This window comes from Demequina sp. NBRC 110052 (genome assembly GCF_002090075.1).
In the GTDB taxonomy this organism is placed as follows: Bacteria; Actinomycetota; Actinomycetes; order Actinomycetales; family Demequinaceae; genus Demequina.
In genome coordinates, this window is sequence record NZ_BBRI01000002.1 from 177043 (window position 1) to 193993 (window position 16951).

At 69.9% G+C, this 16951-nt stretch carries 20 protein-coding genes; 18 read left to right on the top strand and 2 right to left on the bottom strand.

Features of this window, described 5'->3' with window-relative positions:
* Nucleotides 1–10: 10 nt before the first annotated feature.
* From B7K21_RS00825 to B7K21_RS00895, 15 genes are all read left to right on the top strand, one after another.
* Nucleotides 11–1057 carry an alpha/beta fold hydrolase gene (locus tag B7K21_RS00825; protein WP_084073044.1) on the top strand — a complete coding sequence of 349 codons (1047 nt, stop codon included), beginning with the start codon at nt 11–13 and terminating at the stop codon, nt 1055–1057.
* Nucleotides 1058–1186: 129 nt separating this feature from the next.
* Nucleotides 1187–2398, top strand: coding sequence for a substrate-binding domain-containing protein (locus B7K21_RS00830; protein ID WP_084073045.1), 1212 nt, complete (start codon nt 1187–1189; stop codon nt 2396–2398).
* A gap of 7 nt (nt 2399–2405) precedes the next feature.
* A complete protein-coding gene (locus tag B7K21_RS00835) occupies nt 2406–3170 on the top strand; it encodes an ABC transporter ATP-binding protein (protein WP_084073046.1) in 765 nt (254 codons plus the stop codon).
* Nucleotides 3167–3901: an ABC transporter ATP-binding protein gene (locus B7K21_RS00840; RefSeq protein ID WP_084073047.1), complete on the top strand. Its 735-nt coding sequence runs from the start codon at nt 3167–3169 to the stop codon at nt 3899–3901. The genes B7K21_RS00835 and B7K21_RS00840 overlap by 4 nt, the downstream gene beginning before the upstream one ends.
* Entirely contained in the window at nt 3898–4776 is an 879-nt protein-coding gene (locus tag B7K21_RS00845) for a branched-chain amino acid ABC transporter permease (protein ID WP_084073048.1), read from the top strand. The genes B7K21_RS00840 and B7K21_RS00845 overlap by 4 nt, the downstream gene beginning before the upstream one ends.
* Nucleotides 4773–5876, top strand: coding sequence for a branched-chain amino acid ABC transporter permease (locus B7K21_RS00850; RefSeq protein ID WP_084073049.1), 1104 nt, complete (start codon nt 4773–4775; stop codon nt 5874–5876). The genes B7K21_RS00845 and B7K21_RS00850 overlap by 4 nt, the downstream gene beginning before the upstream one ends.
* Nucleotides 5873–7420 carry a class I adenylate-forming enzyme family protein gene (locus B7K21_RS00855; RefSeq protein WP_084073050.1) on the top strand — a complete coding sequence of 516 codons (1548 nt, stop codon included), beginning with the start codon at nt 5873–5875 and terminating at the stop codon, nt 7418–7420. The genes B7K21_RS00850 and B7K21_RS00855 overlap by 4 nt, the downstream gene beginning before the upstream one ends.
* Nucleotides 7417–8100: a TetR/AcrR family transcriptional regulator gene (locus tag B7K21_RS00860; RefSeq protein WP_084073051.1), complete on the top strand. Its 684-nt coding sequence runs from the start codon at nt 7417–7419 to the stop codon at nt 8098–8100. Before B7K21_RS00855 ends, B7K21_RS00860 begins: the two co-directional genes overlap by 4 nt.
* Nucleotides 8097–8849: a 3-hydroxybutyrate dehydrogenase gene (locus B7K21_RS00865; protein ID WP_084073052.1), complete on the top strand. Its 753-nt coding sequence runs from the start codon at nt 8097–8099 to the stop codon at nt 8847–8849. The genes B7K21_RS00860 and B7K21_RS00865 overlap by 4 nt, the downstream gene beginning before the upstream one ends.
* Nucleotides 8846–9757 carry an alpha/beta hydrolase gene (locus B7K21_RS00870; protein ID WP_084074746.1) on the top strand — a complete coding sequence of 304 codons (912 nt, stop codon included), beginning with the start codon at nt 8846–8848 and terminating at the stop codon, nt 9755–9757. Before B7K21_RS00865 ends, B7K21_RS00870 begins: the two co-directional genes overlap by 4 nt.
* Nucleotides 9758–9759: 2 nt before the next feature.
* Nucleotides 9760–10533 carry a CoA transferase subunit A gene (locus B7K21_RS00875; protein ID WP_084073053.1) on the top strand — a complete coding sequence of 258 codons (774 nt, stop codon included), beginning with the start codon at nt 9760–9762 and terminating at the stop codon, nt 10531–10533.
* Between the two features lies 1 nt (nt 10534).
* Entirely contained in the window at nt 10535–11176 is a 642-nt protein-coding gene (locus tag B7K21_RS00880) for a CoA transferase subunit B (protein WP_200806219.1), read from the top strand.
* A complete protein-coding gene (locus tag B7K21_RS00885) occupies nt 11173–12357 on the top strand; it encodes an acetyl-CoA C-acetyltransferase (RefSeq protein ID WP_084073054.1) in 1185 nt (394 codons plus the stop codon). The genes B7K21_RS00880 and B7K21_RS00885 overlap by 4 nt, the downstream gene beginning before the upstream one ends.
* Before the next feature lie 107 nt (nt 12358–12464).
* On the top strand, nt 12465–13082 hold the full coding sequence (locus B7K21_RS00890) for a YitT family protein (protein ID WP_200806220.1): 618 nt from the start codon (nt 12465–12467) through the stop codon (nt 13080–13082).
* A 51-nt stretch (nt 13083–13133) separates the two neighbouring features.
* A complete protein-coding gene (locus B7K21_RS00895) occupies nt 13134–14039 on the top strand; it encodes an NUDIX domain-containing protein (RefSeq protein ID WP_084073055.1) in 906 nt (301 codons plus the stop codon).
* 6 nt (nt 14040–14045) lie between these two features.
* Here B7K21_RS00895 and B7K21_RS12525 read toward each other — a convergent pair whose 3' ends face one another.
* Entirely contained in the window at nt 14046–14672 is a 627-nt protein-coding gene (locus tag B7K21_RS12525; protein WP_159448367.1) for an alpha/beta hydrolase, read from the bottom strand.
* Nucleotides 14673–14728: 56 nt separating this feature from the next.
* Between B7K21_RS12525 and B7K21_RS12530 the strand changes: the two genes are divergently transcribed.
* Genes B7K21_RS12530 through B7K21_RS00910 form a run of 3 tightly spaced genes read left to right on the top strand, consistent with a single transcriptional unit; the run spans nt 14729 to nt 16314 of the window.
* Nucleotides 14729–14947 (top strand): hypothetical protein, encoded by a 219-nt coding sequence (locus tag B7K21_RS12530; RefSeq protein WP_159448368.1) that lies wholly within the window; start codon nt 14729–14731, stop codon nt 14945–14947.
* Between the two features lie 44 nt (nt 14948–14991).
* On the top strand, nt 14992–15798 hold the full coding sequence (locus B7K21_RS00905) for a Cof-type HAD-IIB family hydrolase (protein WP_307155772.1): 807 nt from the start codon (nt 14992–14994) through the stop codon (nt 15796–15798).
* Between the two features lie 30 nt (nt 15799–15828).
* A complete protein-coding gene (locus tag B7K21_RS00910; RefSeq protein ID WP_084073058.1) occupies nt 15829–16314 on the top strand; it encodes a hypothetical protein in 486 nt (161 codons plus the stop codon).
* 13 nt (nt 16315–16327) lie between these two features.
* Here B7K21_RS00910 and B7K21_RS12850 read toward each other — a convergent pair whose 3' ends face one another.
* Entirely contained in the window at nt 16328–16939 is a 612-nt protein-coding gene (locus B7K21_RS12850; protein WP_159448369.1) for a TetR/AcrR family transcriptional regulator, read from the bottom strand.
* Nucleotides 16940–16951: the final 12 nt, after the last annotated feature.

The window sequence follows — 16951 nt, forward strand, 5'->3', positions numbered from 1 at the left end:
GGGAGTCCCCATGACCGACGCGACGATCGAAGAGCTGCACGTCACCACCGACCGGCTCAGGACGCGCGTGCTCGAGCGAGGCGGCCCCTCCGCTCGGCGCACGCTGGTGCTGATCCACGGCAACGTCTCCAGTGCAGATTTCTGGCGGCCGACCATGGCGGCTCTGGACTCGGACATTCGCGCCTTGGCGATCGACCTGCGCGGCTTCGGCGGCTCCGAGCCGCGCGATGTCGACGCGACGCGCGGCGTGCGGGACTTCTCCGATGATGTGGCGGCGGCGCTCGATACGATCGGGGTGGGCCGTGCGGACGTCGTGGGCTGGAGCATGGGCGGCGGCGTGGCGATGCAGCTGCTGATCGACCGTCCCGAGCTCGTGTCGTCGCTCACGCTGGTCTCGCCGGTCTCTCCGTACGGCTTCGGTGGCACTGCGGGCGCGGATGGTCGACGGCTGACGGCCGATGGCGCGGGCACCGGTGGCGGGGGAGCCAATCCGGACTTCGTCGCGAGGCTCGCGGCGGGGGATCGCACCGACGAGGCGGCCACGTCGCCACGCTCGGTCTACCGCGCGTCATACGTGGTGGACGCGGCCACCGCCGAGGGCAGCGAGGACGAGTGGGTCGACGCGATGCTCACCACGCGCACGGGAGAGGGCGCCTACCCCGGAGATGCCGTGCCCAGTGAGGCGTGGCCCGGGTTCGCCGCGGGTAGCAGGGGAGTGCTCAACACCATGTCGCCACGCTGGTTCGACACCTCGGGCATCGTCGACGTCGACCCCAAGCCGCCCGTGCTGTGGGTTCACGGGGATCAGGACGCGATCGTCAGCGACGCCTCGATGTTCGACCTCAACCGGTTGGGCGAGCTCGGCATCGTGCCGGGGTGGCCCGGTGCCGAGGTCGCGCCCGCGCAGCCCATGGTGGCCCAGACCCGCGCGGTGCTCGACGCCTATGCGGCCCGGGGAGGCGCCGTCCGCGAGCTCGTGCTCGAGGGCTGCGGTCACTCAGCCCACCTCGAGCGGCCCGACGCGTTCCGAGCCGCGCTCGCCGCGCATCTCGCCTGAACGCCCCCACGCCCGCGGCCGACGCGGCGGCGAAGCTCGCTTGACAGGACCAAGGTCCCGGATTAGCGTCAGCAGCAACCTGAATCACCTTTCAGGTTTGGAACTTTCAATGGCGAAAGGTGTCCCCACATGCGTGGAACAACGACGTTGCTCGCGAGCGCTGCGGCGCTCACGGCGCTTGCCCTCGCGGCATGCGCTCCCTCCGAGGCGGATCCGGACCCCACGTCCTCCGCCACCGACACCGGCAGCGAGACCACCACGGTCACCGTCGGCATCATCACCTCCGAGACCGGCCCTCTCGCCGGCTACGGGGAGCAGTACCTGGCGGGCTTCCGAGCCGGCCTCGACTACGCGACCGACGGAACCGGCCAGGTCGGCGATGTCGTGATTGACGTCGACTACCGCGACGACGCGGGCGACGCCGACAAGGCGGTCACGATCGCCAAGGAGCTCATCGGAAGCGGCGTCAACATTCTTGCTGGCACCGTGTCGTCCGGCGTGGCCCTCTCGGTCGCCGAGCAGGCGGCGCAGAACCAGGTTCTGTACATCTCGGGACCCGCCGCAGCCGACGCCATCACCGGCATCAACGAGTACACGTTCCGTTCGGGCCGGCAGTCCTCGCAGGACGTCGCGACCGCGGGAACGTTCCTCGACGACATCGCAGGTCAGGACGTGCTCGTGTTCGCCCAGGACACCGCCTTCGGTCAGGGCAACGTCGCCGCCGTGGACGCGATCCTGGGAGGCCAGGGCGCGAACGTCACGTCGCTGCTAGTCGCGGAGGACGTCACGGAGTTCACGACGTTCGCCCAGCAGGTGATCGACGCGGCTCCCGACCTCGTATTCGTCGCGTGGGCCGGTGCCACCTCCGGTGCGATGTGGGAGGCCATGAGCCAGCAGGACGTGTTCGCCTCGATTCCCGTCGTCACGGGACTCGGCGATTCCGCCACCTACGGCGCCTACGGCGCGGCGAGCGAGCAGATCTCGTTCCTCAACCACTACTTCCCTGGCGGCCCGTCGAACTCGGTCAATGACGCGATGGTGTCCGCCATCGAGGACGAGGGCGGCACTGCCGACCTCTTCAGCCCTGACGGATTCAATGCCGCACTGATGATCGTGCACGCGATCGAGGCCGGCTACGACGACGTCGACGGCATGATCGCCGCTCTCGAGGGCTGGACCTTCGACGGCCCGAAGGGAAGCACCACGGTGCGCGCCTCTGATCACGCCCTGATCCAGGAGATGTACCAGGTCTCGCTCGTCGCCGACGGCGACTCGTACGCCCCCGAGCTGATCGCCACCGTGGGTGCCGACCAGGTCACCCCCGCCGAGGTCACGGAGTAGCCCCGGCATGAGCGCACCCACCCCGCCCGCGCTGCACGTCGACGGCATCGGCCTCACGATCGGAGGCGCGACGATCCTCGACGGCGTCGACCTCCACGTCGAGCCCGGCACCAAGATCGGCGTCATCGGTCCCAACGGCGCTGGCAAGACCACCCTGTTCAACGTGATCTCGGGGGTTATGCGACCCACCGCGGGCACGGTGACGCTCGGCGGCACCGACATCACCCGGATGTCGGTGCCCGCCCGAGCGCGGGCGGGGCTGGGGCGCACCTTCCAGACATCGAGCTACTTTCCGCGACTCTCGGTCCTCGAGAACGTCCGGGTCGCGGCCCAGGTGTCACGCGGCGGCAACTACTCGCTGCTGCACTTCCCACGTCGCGACGACCCAGCCACCGAGGCTGCACACGCGGCGCTGCACGAGGTCGGGTTGGCGCATCGGGCCGATGCGATGGCAGGCGACATCTCCCACGGCGACAAGCGCAAGCTGGAGATCGCGACGCTGCTGGCGACCGACACTCGCATCGTCCTGCTCGACGAGCCCATGGCAGGAGTCGGCTCGGGCGACGTCAACGGCCTCGTCGACCGCATCCGCGATCTGCATGACGGCGGTCGACGCACGGTTCTGATGGTCGAGCACCACATCGATGTGCTCCTCGGCCTCGTGGACAAGGTCGCCGTCATGTACAGCGGCTCGATCCTCGCGTTCGACGAGCCGCAGCGCATCATGGACGACCCCGTCGTGCAGCGCGCATACCTGGGGACGGCCGCATGAGCACCATCCTCGAGGTCGCAGGGATGAGCGCATCCATCGGCAGCCAGCAGGTCGTCGAGTCCGTGTCCTTCTCGGTTCCCGACACAGGGATCACGGCGGTGCTGGGACGCAACGGCGTCGGCAAGACCTCCACGCTGCGCGGCATCCTTGGACTCATCAAGCGCAAGGGGGAGGTCACGCTCGCGGGCGAGCGCATCGACGGCCTGCCCACCCACAGAATCGTGCAGCGCGGGGTGGGCTACGTGCCCGAGGACCGCGAGGTCTTCGCATCCCTCACTGTCGCCGAGAACCTCGCGCTGGCCGAACGTCAGGCGAACCCGCGGCGAGACTTCGTCGCCCACCTGTTCCCCGACCTCGTCGAGCGACGTGCTCAGATGGCAGGAACCCTCTCCGGTGGTCAGCAGCAAATGGTGTCGGTGGCGCGCGCGCTGCTCAACGACAACCGGCTCCTGCTCGTCGACGAGCCCACCAAGGGCCTCGCACCGCGGATCGTGAACGAGGTCGCCGGCGCGCTCGAGGAGGCCTCCCGAACGGTGCCGATCCTGCTTGTCGAGCAGAACCTCGAGGTCGTCAAGCGCCTCGCCAAGGACGCGATCGTCATCGACGGCGGGCGCGTGGTCCACCGCGGCGACGCGCGCGAGATTCTTGGCGACGAGGAGCTCACGCGCCGACTGCTAGGGGTCCACGGCGACGCGCCCGCGGACGGGCACGGGACGGAGGAGCGCGCATGAGCACCCTCGTCCTCGTCCTCGTCACCGGCGTCGGCCTCGGTGCCCTGTACTTCCTCGTCGCCTCGGGGCTGAGCCTCATCTACGGGCTGATGCACGTGCTCAACTTCGCGCACGGCGTCTTCCTCACGCTCGGAGCGTTCCTCGGGTGGGAGGTCGCCAGCCGCATCGGCGCCACCGGCTGGCCCGCGTTCCTCCTGTCGATCCTGGTCGGCGGACTCGTCGGCACAGCGTTCGCCACGGTCACGGAGCTCGCCCTCATCCGCCCGCTGTACGAACGGCACATCGAGCAGGTGCTCGTCACCGTCGGCCTCGCGTTCGCGGCAGTCGCACTGTTCGAAGGCATCTGGGGCTCCGACCCGATCTTCATCACCGGGCCTGCATGGCTCGACGAGACCACGACGCTGCTCGGCGCGCGGATCCCGAACGTGTACTTCGTGCTGATGATCGCGGCGACCGCGCTGCTCGCGAGTCTCGTCGTCTTCCTGCGCTACACGCGGTACGGCATGATCATTCGCGCTGGCGTGGAGAACCGCGCGATGGTCACGGCGCTTGGCATCGACGTGAAGAAGTCGTTCACGCTCGTGTTCGCCATCGGCGGCTCCGCAGCCGGCGTCGGCGGCGTGCTGGCAGCCCACTACACCGGATACGTCTCAGCTCACCTGGGGCAGACGCTGCTGATCTTCGCGTTCATCGTCACCGTGATCGGAGGCCTCGGGTCGCTCTCGGGCGCGGCGATCGCGTCCGTGCTCGTCGCGGTGCTGCAGCAGCTCGCGAACTACTACCTGGGCGGCACCGGCGACCTCATCGTCGTCGTCGCGCTCGCAGTCGTGCTGCTCGTGCGACCGCGAGGTCTGCTCGGAAGGAGGCCGGCATGAGCGACTTCATCCGCACCTGGTGGAAGCTCCTCGCGGGCGTGGCCGGAGTGGTGTTCATGGCGCTACTGCCGCTGCTGAACATCTCTGTTCCTGGAGTGCTGCCCACTCCCACGTATCAGCCGGGCACGCTCGCGCTGCTCTCGCTCGCGATGGTGTTCTCGGCGCTGGCGCTCTCATACAACATGCTCCTGGGCACCGGAGGCATGCTGTCGTTCGGCCACGCCCTGTACTTCGGCGCGGGCGCCTACGGGCTGGGCATCATCCTCGCGAACTTCGGCGTGCCCCTGTGGCCAGGCGTGCTCATCGCGCTGCTCGGCGGCCTGCTGATCGCGATCGTGACCGGTGCGATCAGCATGCGCGTGTCCGGTATCCCTTTCGCGATGGTCACGCTCGCGTTCGCCCAGGCGGGTTCCGTGCTCGTGCGTCGCAACTCCTCCGTGACCGGGGGAGAGGAGGGCCTCTCGCTCAACACGGAGCACGTGCCCGACGGATTGGTCGGCGTCGCCAACACGCGCAACCTCTACTGGTTCGCCCTCGGCGTCGTCGTGCTCGTGTACCTGGTCGCCCTGTGGGTGGATCGTTCCCGCCTGGGGCACCTCGCTCGCGCCACGCGAGAGAACGAGCTGCGCATCCGGGTGCTGGGCCTTGAGCCCACCCGCGCTCGCTTCGTTCTCTTCCTCATCGCGGCCCTGAGCGCGTCTGGGGCCGGCGTGGCCTATATCCTGCTGCAGTCCGGCACTGTCCCTCGAGCCGTGTCGGCCGACCTGACCATCACGGTGCTGGTCATGGTTGTGCTCGGCGGCGTGGGCTATCGCTGGGGCGCCGTGCTGGGCGGCTTCCTGTACACGATCCTCGATCAACGGCTCACTGTGCTCGCGGGATCCGAAGCGATCGAGGGCTTGCCCTCCGTACTGCGCATCCCGCTGAGCGAGCCGCTGTTCCTGCTCGGCACGCTGTTCATCCTCGTTGTGATCTTCCTGCCGGGCGGCATCGCAGGCACGGTCGAGACCCGCTGGCTGCAGCGCCGCCGCGCCGACGCGCTCACGGAGCTCGACGACGACGCGGACGAGGCCCAGCGGCCGAGCGAGGTGCGGCCATGACTCACACCGACCCCGGCGAGCACACCCTCGGGCGCTGGTTCGTCGACGCCGCCGCGCGCGACCCCCAGCGCGCAGCGATCGATGACCGCGGAGTCGTGCTCACGTACGAACGGCTGGTCGAGCGAGCGCGGTCGCTCTCCGACGCGCTCGCCCAGGCGGGCTACGGCGCTGGCGACCGCGTCGTGACAGTCTCCGGCTCGTCAGCGGACCAGGTGGTCACGTTCGCCGCGTGCGCGCTCAGCGGCCTTGCGCTCGCGCCGCTCTCAGTCAGGCTCTCCGCTGCCGAGATCGCCGCGCAGATCGAGCGCACGGACCCTGCTCTCGTACTCGTGGACGAGGACCGCGCACCCCTGGCGCGTGAGGCGCTCGAGCTCGCTCACGTAAGCACGCCCTCAGCCCGCATGGGCACCGCCGGCGCGGAGGCACACGTGCCCCGGGCGCTGGTGCCCCGTCCCGCCCGCGCACCGCGCGACGACGATCCGCTGCTGATCCTGTTCACGTCAGGGTCGGAAGCCGACCCCAAGGGGGTCGTGCTGACCCATCGCTCATGCTTCTGGACCAATATGGCGCTGGGCCAGGCGATGCCGATCCACGCGGATGACACCGTGTTGTGCATCCTCCCGCAGTTTCATGTCGCCGCGTGGAACGTGCAGCCGCTGCTCGCGTGGCGCGCGGGTGCGACGGTCGTGCTCGAGCGCGGCTTCGAACCCTCGCGGGTGCTGCGCCTGATCGAGAGCCGCCGGGTCACCTGCATGATGGGCGTGCCCACTCAGTATCGCCTGCTCGTCGAGGACGCCGAGTGGGAGGGCACCGATCTGGGCTCACTGCGCCTGGCGGTGAGCGGCGGCGCGCCCACACCACCCGATCTCGAGGAAGCGTGGGCCTCTCGCGCCGAGCGGCTCACTCTCGGCTACGGCCTCACCGAGGCCGGACCGAACGTGCTGTACCGCGCGCCGTCGGACGAGGTGCACGCCAGGGGCCGTGCTGCTCGTCCATACCCGCACGTGAGCGTTTCGCTACGAGACCCTGCCACCGGTCTCGAGGTGGGGCCTGGAGGTCAGGGAGAGCTCTGGGTGCACGGACCTGGCCTCTTCGCCGGCTACGTGGATGACGCCGACGCGACGGCCGCCGTGCTCGTCGACGGATGGCTACGCACCGGCGACCTCGCGATCGCAGATGGACACGGCGGCGTGACGATCGTGGACCGGCTCAAGGACATCTTCATCTCCGGCGGCGAGAACGTCGCGCCGGCCGAGGTCGAACGTGCGCTGGAACAGCATTCGCTCGTGGCGCGCGCGGCAGTCGTGGGTGTGCCGGATCGAGTCTGGGGAGAGCGAGGGATGGCCTTCGTGGCACTGCGGCCGGGCGCGGCCGTCGGCGTGGACGAACTGCTTGCGCACTGCCGCGATCGGCTCGCAGGCTTCAAGGTGCCCGTCCGCATCGAGATCGTTCCGGACCTGCCTCGTGGCGCACTGGACAAGATCGCACGGGCGCGTCTCAGGCGCAGCGCCGTCGCCCTGATCCGAAAGGAGGTCGACGGATGAACGAGACCGGCACCACCGAGGTCTCCCAGGCCACCGGCAAGCCACTGTCGGCGCGCGGGCTCGCCACGCGCGCCCGCCTGCTCGAGTCCGCCGAACTGGTCTTCGTGGAGCTCGGGTATCACGAGGCGTCGATCGTGAGGATCACCGAGCGCGCAGGCGTGGGCCTCGGCACCTTCTATCTGTACTTCGACTCCAAGCAGAGCATCTTCGAGGCACTGGTGCTGGACCTCAACGCGCGCGTGCGCCAGGCCATGAGTCAGGCGATGGTGGGCGCGACCAGCCGCCTCGAGGCGGAACGGCGAGGCTTCGAAGGGTTCTTCGCCTTCACCGCCGAGCACCCCGCGCTGTATCGCGTCGTGCGCGAGGCCGAGCTCGTGTCGCCGCAGGCGATGCGCGAGCATTACGCGCGCATCGTCGAGGGCTACCGCGAGGGTCTGCGTCAGGCGCAGCGCGACGGAGAGATCGCGGCCGACCTCGACCCGGAGGTCACCGCATGGGCGCTCATGGGCGTCGGCGAGCTGATCGGCATGCGCTATGTGCTCTGGGAGCGCGATGCGCAGGGCCGCGCTCCGCGCAGCATCGACCCGCAGGTGCTCGACGCCGCGATGCGCTTCGTCGACGGCGCGCTCCGCTCGTCGCGCAGGCCACCCCACGACCACGACACGAAGGAGGCATCATGACCGCGCAAGACCTTGAGGGTCGCCACGCCCTCATCACAGGGGCCGCGAGCGGCATCGGACGCGCATGCGCGCTCGAGCTCGCGGGTCGTGGTGCGCGCGTGACGATCGCCGACCTCGACGGTGACGGTGCCGCTGCCGTGGCGCGCGAGGTCGGGGGAGAGGCGTGGCAGGTGGACCTGGCACGCACGCACGAGCTCGATGACCTCACGCTCGACGTCGACATCCTCATCAACAACGCCGGCATCCAACGCGTCAGCCCCATCCAGGACTTCGACCCGGCGGCGTTCAGGCTCATCCAGGACCTCATGCTCGTGGCGCCGTTCCTGCTGATCCGCGCGGCGCTTCCGGGCATGTACGAGCGGGGTTGGGGCCGTGTGATCAACCTGTCGTCGGTGCATGGTCTGCGCGCGTCAGCCTTCAAGTCGGCGTACGTGGCGGCCAAGCACGGTCTCGAAGGGCTGAGCAAAGTCACGGCGCTCGAGGGCGGCGCCCACGGCGTGACGTCGAACTGCGTCAACCCCGGATACGTGCGTACGCCGCTCGTGGAGAAGCAGATCGCCGACCAGGCGCGCATCCACGGGATTCCCGAGTCCGAGGTGGTGGAGCGCATCATGATCACCGAGTCCGCCGTGAAGCGCCTGGTCGAGCCGACAGAGGTCGCCTCGCTGGTCGGGTGGCTCGCGAGCGACAACGCCGGTATGGTCACGGGCGCGTCGTACACGATGGATGGCGGGTGGTCGGCCCGATGACCGATCCACGTCTGCGCCACCTCCAGGTGCCCGTGGTCGGGGGGAGCCTGCACGTGGGCGTCTGGGAACCCGAGGGTGAAGCCAGCGCCACGATCCTCGCGATCCACGGCGTCACGTCATCGCATCTGGCGTGGGCGTGGCTCGCCGAGGCGATGCCCGGGGTGCGGATCGTCGCCCCCGACCTGCGTGGGCGTGGCCGTTCGCAGGGACTCGCGGGCGGCGGGGGCATGGCCACGCATGCGGACGACGTGGCAGCCGTCATCGACGCTCTCGCACTCGGTCCCGCGACGATCGTCGGGCACTCGATGGGCGGATTCGTCGCGGTAGTGACCGCAAGCATGCATCCGGAGGTCGTCGCGGGGCTGCTGCTGCTGGACGGCGGCGTGCCGTTCGGCGTCCCCCAGGGCCTCTCGCCCGAGGAAGCCGTCCAAGCGGTGCTGGGCCCGACAGCCGACAGGCTTCGCATGCGGTTCGGCGATGAGGCCGCGTATCTCGACTTCTGGCGCGCGCACCCCGCGTTCGCGGACACGTGGGACGCGCGGCTCGAGGAGTACCTCAGGTACGACCTGGTGCGCTGCGAGGGCGATCTCGCTCCTGCGACGTCGTATGCCACGACCGTCGCCGACACGGTTGACCTCATGACGGGCTCGGACGTGCCCGACGCGCTTCGCAGCCTCGCTGTGCCGGCCACCTTCATCACGGTGCCGCTCGGGTTGACCGCGGCGCCCCCGGGCCTGTACTCACCTGAGCGCCTCGCGTCGCTGCCGGTCGAAGCGCCCACTCTCGTGCACCGCCGCCTCGCGGACTTCAACCACTACACGCTCGTCATGTCGACCGCCGGGGCCTCTGCTGTGGCCGGACTGGTCGAAGAAGCGCTCGCAGCGTCGCGCGCGCAGAAGGAGGGATAGCCATGGACAAGACCGTCGCCTCGGCCGCCGAAGCGGTCGCGGACGTCCCGGACGGAGCCTCACTCGCCGTCGGGGGCTTCGGCCTGTGCGGCAACCCGATGGACCTGATCTCGGCGCTCCTCGCGCAGGGCACGCGAGACCTGTCGATCGTGTCGAACAACTGCGGCGTGGACGACTGGGGGCTGGGCCTGCTGCTCGGCGCCGGGCGTCTGCGCAAGATGACGGCCTCGTACGTCGGCGAGAACAAGGAGTTCGAGCGCCAGTTCCTCTCCGGAGAACTCGAGGTCGAACTCACTCCGCAGGGCACGCTGGCCGAGAAGCTCAGGGCCGGCGGGTCCGGCATCGGCGCCTTCTGGACGCAGACCGGGGTCGGCACCCAGGTCTCGGAGGGAGGACTCCCGCTGCGGTACGGCAGCGATGGCCGCGTGGCCGTCGCCTCGCCGCCCAAGGAGGTCCGCGTGTTCGACACGCCGCGAGGGCCACGCGAGCATGTGCTCGAGCAGGCGATCTTCACCGATTTCGCGCTCGTGCACGCCGCCGTGGGAGACACCCACGGCAACCTCGTCTTCCACTCGAGCGCGCGCAACTTCAATCCGCTCGCAGCGATGGCCGGACGCGTCTGCATCGCGCAGGTGGAGCGGCTCGTGGGGCCGGGCGAGATCGCCCCCGACGACGTCCACCTTCCCGGCGTGTACGTGCAGCGGATCGTCGAGGTCGGGACCGACATCGAGAAGCGGATCGAACGCCGCACCGTGACGGAGAGGACGGCGCACTGACATGGCGCTCACCAGGCAGGAGATGGCGGCGCGCGCCGCACAGGAGTTGAGCGATGGCGCGTACGTGAACCTCGGCATCGGGCTTCCCACGCTCGTCCCCAACTACATTCCCGCGGACGTCCAGGTCGTGCTGCAATCCGAGAACGGCATCCTCGGGGTGGGTCGCTACCCCTACGAGGACGAGGTGGACCCCGATCTCATCAACGCGGGCAAGGAGACAGTCACGACCCTGCCCGGCGCCGCATACTTCGACTCCGCGACGAGCTTCGGCATGATCCGCGGCGGCAAGATCGACGCCGCGATCCTGGGGGCCATGCAGGTCTCCGCGAAGGGCGACCTCGCCAACTGGATGATCCCGGGCAAGATGGTCAAGGGACCTGGCGGCGCCATGGACCTGGTGCACGGCGCGGGGAAACTGATCGTGCTCATGGAGCACGTCGCCAAGGACGGCTCGCCCAAGATCGTGCACGAGTGCTCGCTGCCGCTGACCGGGCGGGGAGTCGTGGACCGCATCATCACGGATCTCGCGGTGATCGACTTGCTGCCCGAGGGCCTCACACTTCGGGAGCTCGCACCTGGGGTCACCGTGGACGAGGTCGTCGCCGCGACGGAGCCCGCGCTGCGCATCGAGGTGGACGCATGAGCGCCGACGACGTCGTCATCGTCGGGGCCGCTCGCACCCCGCAGGGAAGGCTGCTCGGCGCGCTGTCCGCGCTGACCGCGGCGCAGCTGGGTGCGATCGCTATACGGGGGGCGGTCGAGCGGGCGGCCATCGAGGCCGCGGAGGTTGACGTCACCGTGATGGGGCAGGTGCTGCAGGCGAGCTGCGGACAGAACCCCGCGCGCCAGGCGGCGATCGCCGCGGGCATCGGCTGGCACGCCCCTGCGGTCACGGTCAACAAGGTGTGCCTCTCGGGCCTCGCCGCGATCATCGACGGCGCGCGCATCCTCCGGCTCCGCGAGGCGGACGTGGTCGTCGCGGGCGGCATGGAGTCCATGTCTCAGGCGCCGCACCTCCTGCAGGGCTCCCGCCGAGGTTGGTCCTACGGCGCCGTCGAGGCCATCGACCACATGGCCCATGACGGGCTCTCCGATGCCTTCGATCACGACAGCATGGGTTTGTCGACCGAACGCCACAACGAGCGTTTCGGGGTCGCGCGCGAGGAGCAGGATGAGATCGCGGCGCGGTCGCACCGCGCAGCGGCCGACGCGCGGGACGCGGGTGCGTTCGACGCCGAGATCGTGCCCGTCGAGGTGGCGCAGCGCAAGGGCCCCGCGCTCGTCGTCACCCGTGACGAGGGCATCCGCGATGACACCACGCCGGAGACGCTCGCCGGCCTGAAGCCTGCCTTCCGTCCGGAGGGAAGCCTGACCGCGGGCAACTCGTCGCAGATCTCCGATGGCGCCGCCGCGGTCGTGCTCATGCGGCGCGAGACAGCCGAGGCGCGTGGGCTTCCCGTGATCGCGACGCTCGGCGCCGCTGGCCAGGTGGCAGGCCCCGACAACTCGCTCCAGGAACAGCCTGCGCGCGCGCTCGAGGCAGCCTGCACGAAGGACGGCGTCGCTCCATCCGACCTCGATGTGATCGAGATCAATGAGGCCTTCGCCGCGGTGGTGGCACGTTCGGCGCACGCGCTCGGCGTCTCACCTGACCGCGTCAATGTCGAGGGCGGCGGCATCGCGCTCGGCCATCCCATCGGCGCGTCAGGAGCGAGGCTCGTGGTCCATGCGGCCTTCGCCCTCGCTCGGCGCGGCGGCGGCACCGCCGGGGTCGCGCTGTGCGGCGGCGGGGGACAGGGGGAGGCGCTCCTGCTGCGCGCGTGAAGTGCTCCGATGTTGGGTGATCGGCGCCCGCCGGTGCACCACAATAGGTGCGGTGCTGCGCGCGACCCGCGCGCAGCCGAGAAGCGCGTCCGCACAGGAGGAAGCCCGTGACCATCATCGAGCCGCCGCTCGACGTCAAGAAGCACGCCCTATGGGAGGACGCGCTCGCGCTGGTCGTCGGGGCCTTCATGATGTCGTGGGGAATCTTCCTCCTGGGCGCGATCGATGGAGTCTCCGGCGGGCTCGCCGGCGTGGCGTTCCTCACCAGCTACGTCACGCACTGGAGCTTCGGAGTCGTCTACTTCGTCATCAACGTGCCGTTCTACTACCTGGCAGTGAAGAGGCTCGGCTGGCGGTTCACCATCAAGACGCTCATCGCGGTGGCGCTCGTGTCGATCGGGTCCGCCATCCATCCGCTGTGGATCTCCGTCGATGACCTGAGCCCGCTGTACGCGGCAGTGTTCGCGGGCCTGTCGATCGGCATGGGCATGCTCGTGCTGTTCCGGCACGGGTCCAGTGCGGGAGGCTTCGGCATTCTCGCCGCCTATGCGCAGGAGCGGTTCAACATTCGGGCTGGCTACGTGCAGGGCGCGCTCGACCTGACCGTCGTGCTCGCGTCGCTCGCACTCGTCGAGCCATGGATCCTGCTGTGCTCAGTCGTGGGTGCGGTGCTCCTCAACCTCGTGATCGCGATCAATCACCGACCAGGCCGCTACTACGGGTGAACGCCGACGAGGCGCTCCCGTGGCCGCCTGTACGTGTGACACCCTGAGCGTGTGACCCTCGATCCCCGGCAGGCGAGCTCCTTGGCGCCGCCCTCGCGCGCCAGCCATCGTGATCCCGGCGATGCCTGGGTCGAGGGATCTGAAGGAACCCGCTACTGGGGGCGGTTCGGCGCCGCGGGCGTGCTCGTGCACGACGCCTCGCGCGGCGTGCTGCTGCAGCACCGCGCGCTGTGGAGCCACCACGGCGGGACGTGGGGCATCCCTGGCGGCGCGCTGCACCACGGAGAGTCAGCGCTCGACGGGGCTTTGCGCGAGGCGCGCGAAGAGGCCGGAGTGCCGCAGGACGCGCTGGACCTCCACGCGACCACGGTTCTCGATCGCGACGTGTGGAGCTACACCACTGTGCTGGCGCGGACCTCGCGGCCGTTCGAGCCGCGCATCTCCGACGCCGAGAGCCTCGAGCTCGCGTGGTTCCCGCTCGACTCAGTCGACACGCTGGCGCTGCACCCGGCATTCGGGCAGGCGTGGCCCACGTTGAGGTCGATGCTCGGCGCGCGTCCCGTGGTGCTCATCGACGCCGCCAACGTGGTTGGCGCCGTCCCGGACGGATGGTGGCGTGACCGTCAGGGCGCGACGGAACGCATGCTCGCGAGGGTGGCGGAACTTGCCGCCGCCGGCGCGCCCGCCGCGACGCTCGAGCTCCCCGGAGCCCACTGGTACCCGAGATTCGAGGCCGTCGTGGAGAAGGCGGCGCGCGACGCCACGGCGCCGGCCGGGATCGAGGTGCTGCGCGCGTCGGGTGTGGGCGACGACACCATCGCCGCGCGCGCCGCCCAGCTCCGCTCACGCGGGCACGAGGTCACAGTCGTGACCTCCGACCGGGGACTGCGCCAGCGCATCGACGAGCCCGCGCAGGTGCGCGGAGCGCGCTGGCTCCTCGAACTGCTTCCCGGGTAGGCCCCCTCAGAGAACGTCGATGAAGGATCGCACCGCAGTCATGACGGTCTCATCGATGCCGTGCCCTAGCCCGGGCCTCACTAGGCGGCGGGCATCAGCGTGGCCCTCGAGCCAGGCGTCGAGGTGCGTGATCGCGTGGGCTGGCACCACCGGGTCCGCGTCGCCGCGCGCCCACAGCACGGGCGGGTGATCGCGCGCGAGGTCAGAGTCGGCGGGCTGTTCCTGCGTATTCGCGAAGCCTGACAGCACCACGGCGCCCGGCACCCGCACCGGACGCGTGCGAAGCAGTTGGAGCGCCATGAACCCACCCTGGGAGAACCCGATGGGCACGATCGCCGCGTCGTGCGACGCGTGAGCGTCGATCCACGACCAGACGGCCCGCGTCGCCTCGTCGACCGCCTCCTGATCGAGGGAGAAGGTCGGGTCCAGAGGGAACCAGGCCGCCGCGTCGTAGCCCATCGTGAGCGGAGCACGGAGCGACGCCCACGGCCTGGCCTGCGGCAGTGCGGGCGCGAGCGAGGCGAGATCGTGCTCGTTCGAGCCGAAGCCGTGCAAGAGGACCAGGAGCGGAGCGGTCGGCGTCTCGGCGGCGTCGGGCCAGTCGGCGCTGGTACGCGCGCGGAGCTCAGTCATGGATTCAGCATGGCATGCCCAGCCCGGGCTACCATGCGTGTGCGGAGGGAGACGACGTGAACGAACGGCAAGACGTGGACGAGGTGGCCGCGGGGCAGCGCCTCGAGCGTGATCGCGTGGTCGCGTACCTACGCCACCACGAAGCCAGTGCCCGCGCGAATGCCGCCGCGGCGGACAACGACACGTCGCGCACGTACCAGACGACCATCGCCAACGCGATGCAGGCGATGAGCCGCGCTGTCGAGGGCGAGTTCCACTGGAAGGCAGACCTCTGAGCGCCCCATTCGAACTCCCGTCAGGGCCGCTCGATCTGAGGCTCGTGGTGTGCGACATGGACGGCACGCTGCTGGACCAGGACAAGCGCATGCCGCCTGGCCTGTGGCCGTTGCTGGACGCCTTGGAGGCACGCGGCATCGCGTTCGCCCCCGCGTCCGGGCGCCAGTATGCGACCCTCGCCGCACTGTTCGGCGAGCGGGGCGCGCACCTCGACTACATCGCCGAGAACGGTGCGTACGTGGTCAAGCACGGCGAGGAGGTGAGCTCCTCTGGGCTGCCGGAGCCGCTCGTGAGAGACGTCGTCACCGCGTTGCGGGCCCGTGCCGGCCACGGTGCAGACACGGGCACCGTCGTGTGCGGCAAGCGCTCCGCGTACGTCGAGTGCACGGACGACGCGTTCATGGACAAGGTGCGCCACTACTACAAGGCGCTCGAAGTCGTGCCTGACCTGGACCACGTCGAGGACCAGTTCCTCAAGATCGCCGTCTACGACTTCGACGGCGCCGAAGGCACGGCGGAAGCACTGGGGGCCTTCGAGGGACCGGCACGCGTCGTCGTGTCGGATCACCACTGGGTGGACGTCATGGCCCCCGGCGTCAACAAGGGCATTGCGCTGGAGGCGCTGCAGCGCGCGGTGGGAGTCACGCCCGCGCAGACAGCGGTGTTCGGCGACTTCCTCAACGATCTCGAGATGATGCACCACGCGGAGCTCTCGTTCGCCATGGCCAACGCGCATCCCGACGTCAAGGCAGCGGCCCGGCACCTCGCACCCTCGAATGCAGAGCAAGGCGTGCTCGTCGTGCTCCGCGCACTACTCGAGCGGCTCGACCAGGACCCCACATACGCGTGACGCCTATACCCTCTGGGGTATGGTGTCGTCATGTTCCTGCTGAATGAGCTCCGGGGATGGCCCGCACGGCGCTGGTGGGTCGCGGCCGGCACCGCCGCCGCGACGTTCCTGGTCATCGCCATCCCCACCGACCTGATCCCCAACCCCATCTTCGGGCGGGAGATCCCGCCCACGGCATGGTCGTGGTGGGCGCTCCTCATCAGCTCAGTCCTCGCAGGTCTGGTGACCGCGACGTACGTCGCCACCCCCGAGGCGGCTCGCACGGAACGAGAGGGACGATGGGGGATGGCAGGCGGCATCGTCACGTTCTTCGCCGTGGGCTGCCCCGTGTGCAACAAGCTCGTGCTCCTCGCGCTCGGGTACACCGGGGCGATCCAGTTCTTCGAACCGATCCAGCCGTATCTCGCGGTGGGCGCGATCGCGCTCCTGGGCTACGCCTTCGTGCAGCGCGTCCGGCGTGAGCGGTCGTGCGCAGTGCCGGCACGGAAGGCGATGGCGTCCACTTTGCGAGACTGAGGCGGCGCGGCACTCAGGCGCGAATCTCGGAGTCGAGGCGCGCGAGCATTGCGTCGAGGGCCTCGACCGCGCTGACCCCGTCGTCGTCGAGGAAGCGCGACTCGGCGGCCGCGAAACACGCGAATGCCGCCCCAGCCACCGCCGCAGCCTCGGCCGGCGTGAGGTCGCGCCCGGCCTCCGCCTCGCGCGCCACAAGCACGCGCGCGCACGCAGCGATCGTGGCCTGACGACGTTCCTGACGAGCAGCGAGCAGGCGGGACGACGCGGCGTAGACGGCGTGCAGCGCCCGCTCCGCCGACCTGTGCTCGGCATTGTCCACGCTCGGCGCGAGCGCCACGAAGGCGTGCCTCATCGCGGGCCATGGCCGCTCGCCGGAGGGTCTCGCCCGCAGGGCGGCGACGATCTGCGCGCCAAGGCTCTCGTACGCGTCGAGCAGCACCGATTCCTTCGTGTCGAAGTACCGGAAGAAGGTGCGGCGTGACACGCCAGCGCCTGCCGTGATCATGTCGATGGTGGTGCCATCGAAGCCCTCCGCCGCCACCAGCGAGCGGGCCGAGGACGTCAACGCCTCGCGAACCCGGCGGCGCGCGGCGGCGCGCGCTCCTGGAGCCGGGGACGTAGACATGCGCCCCATCGT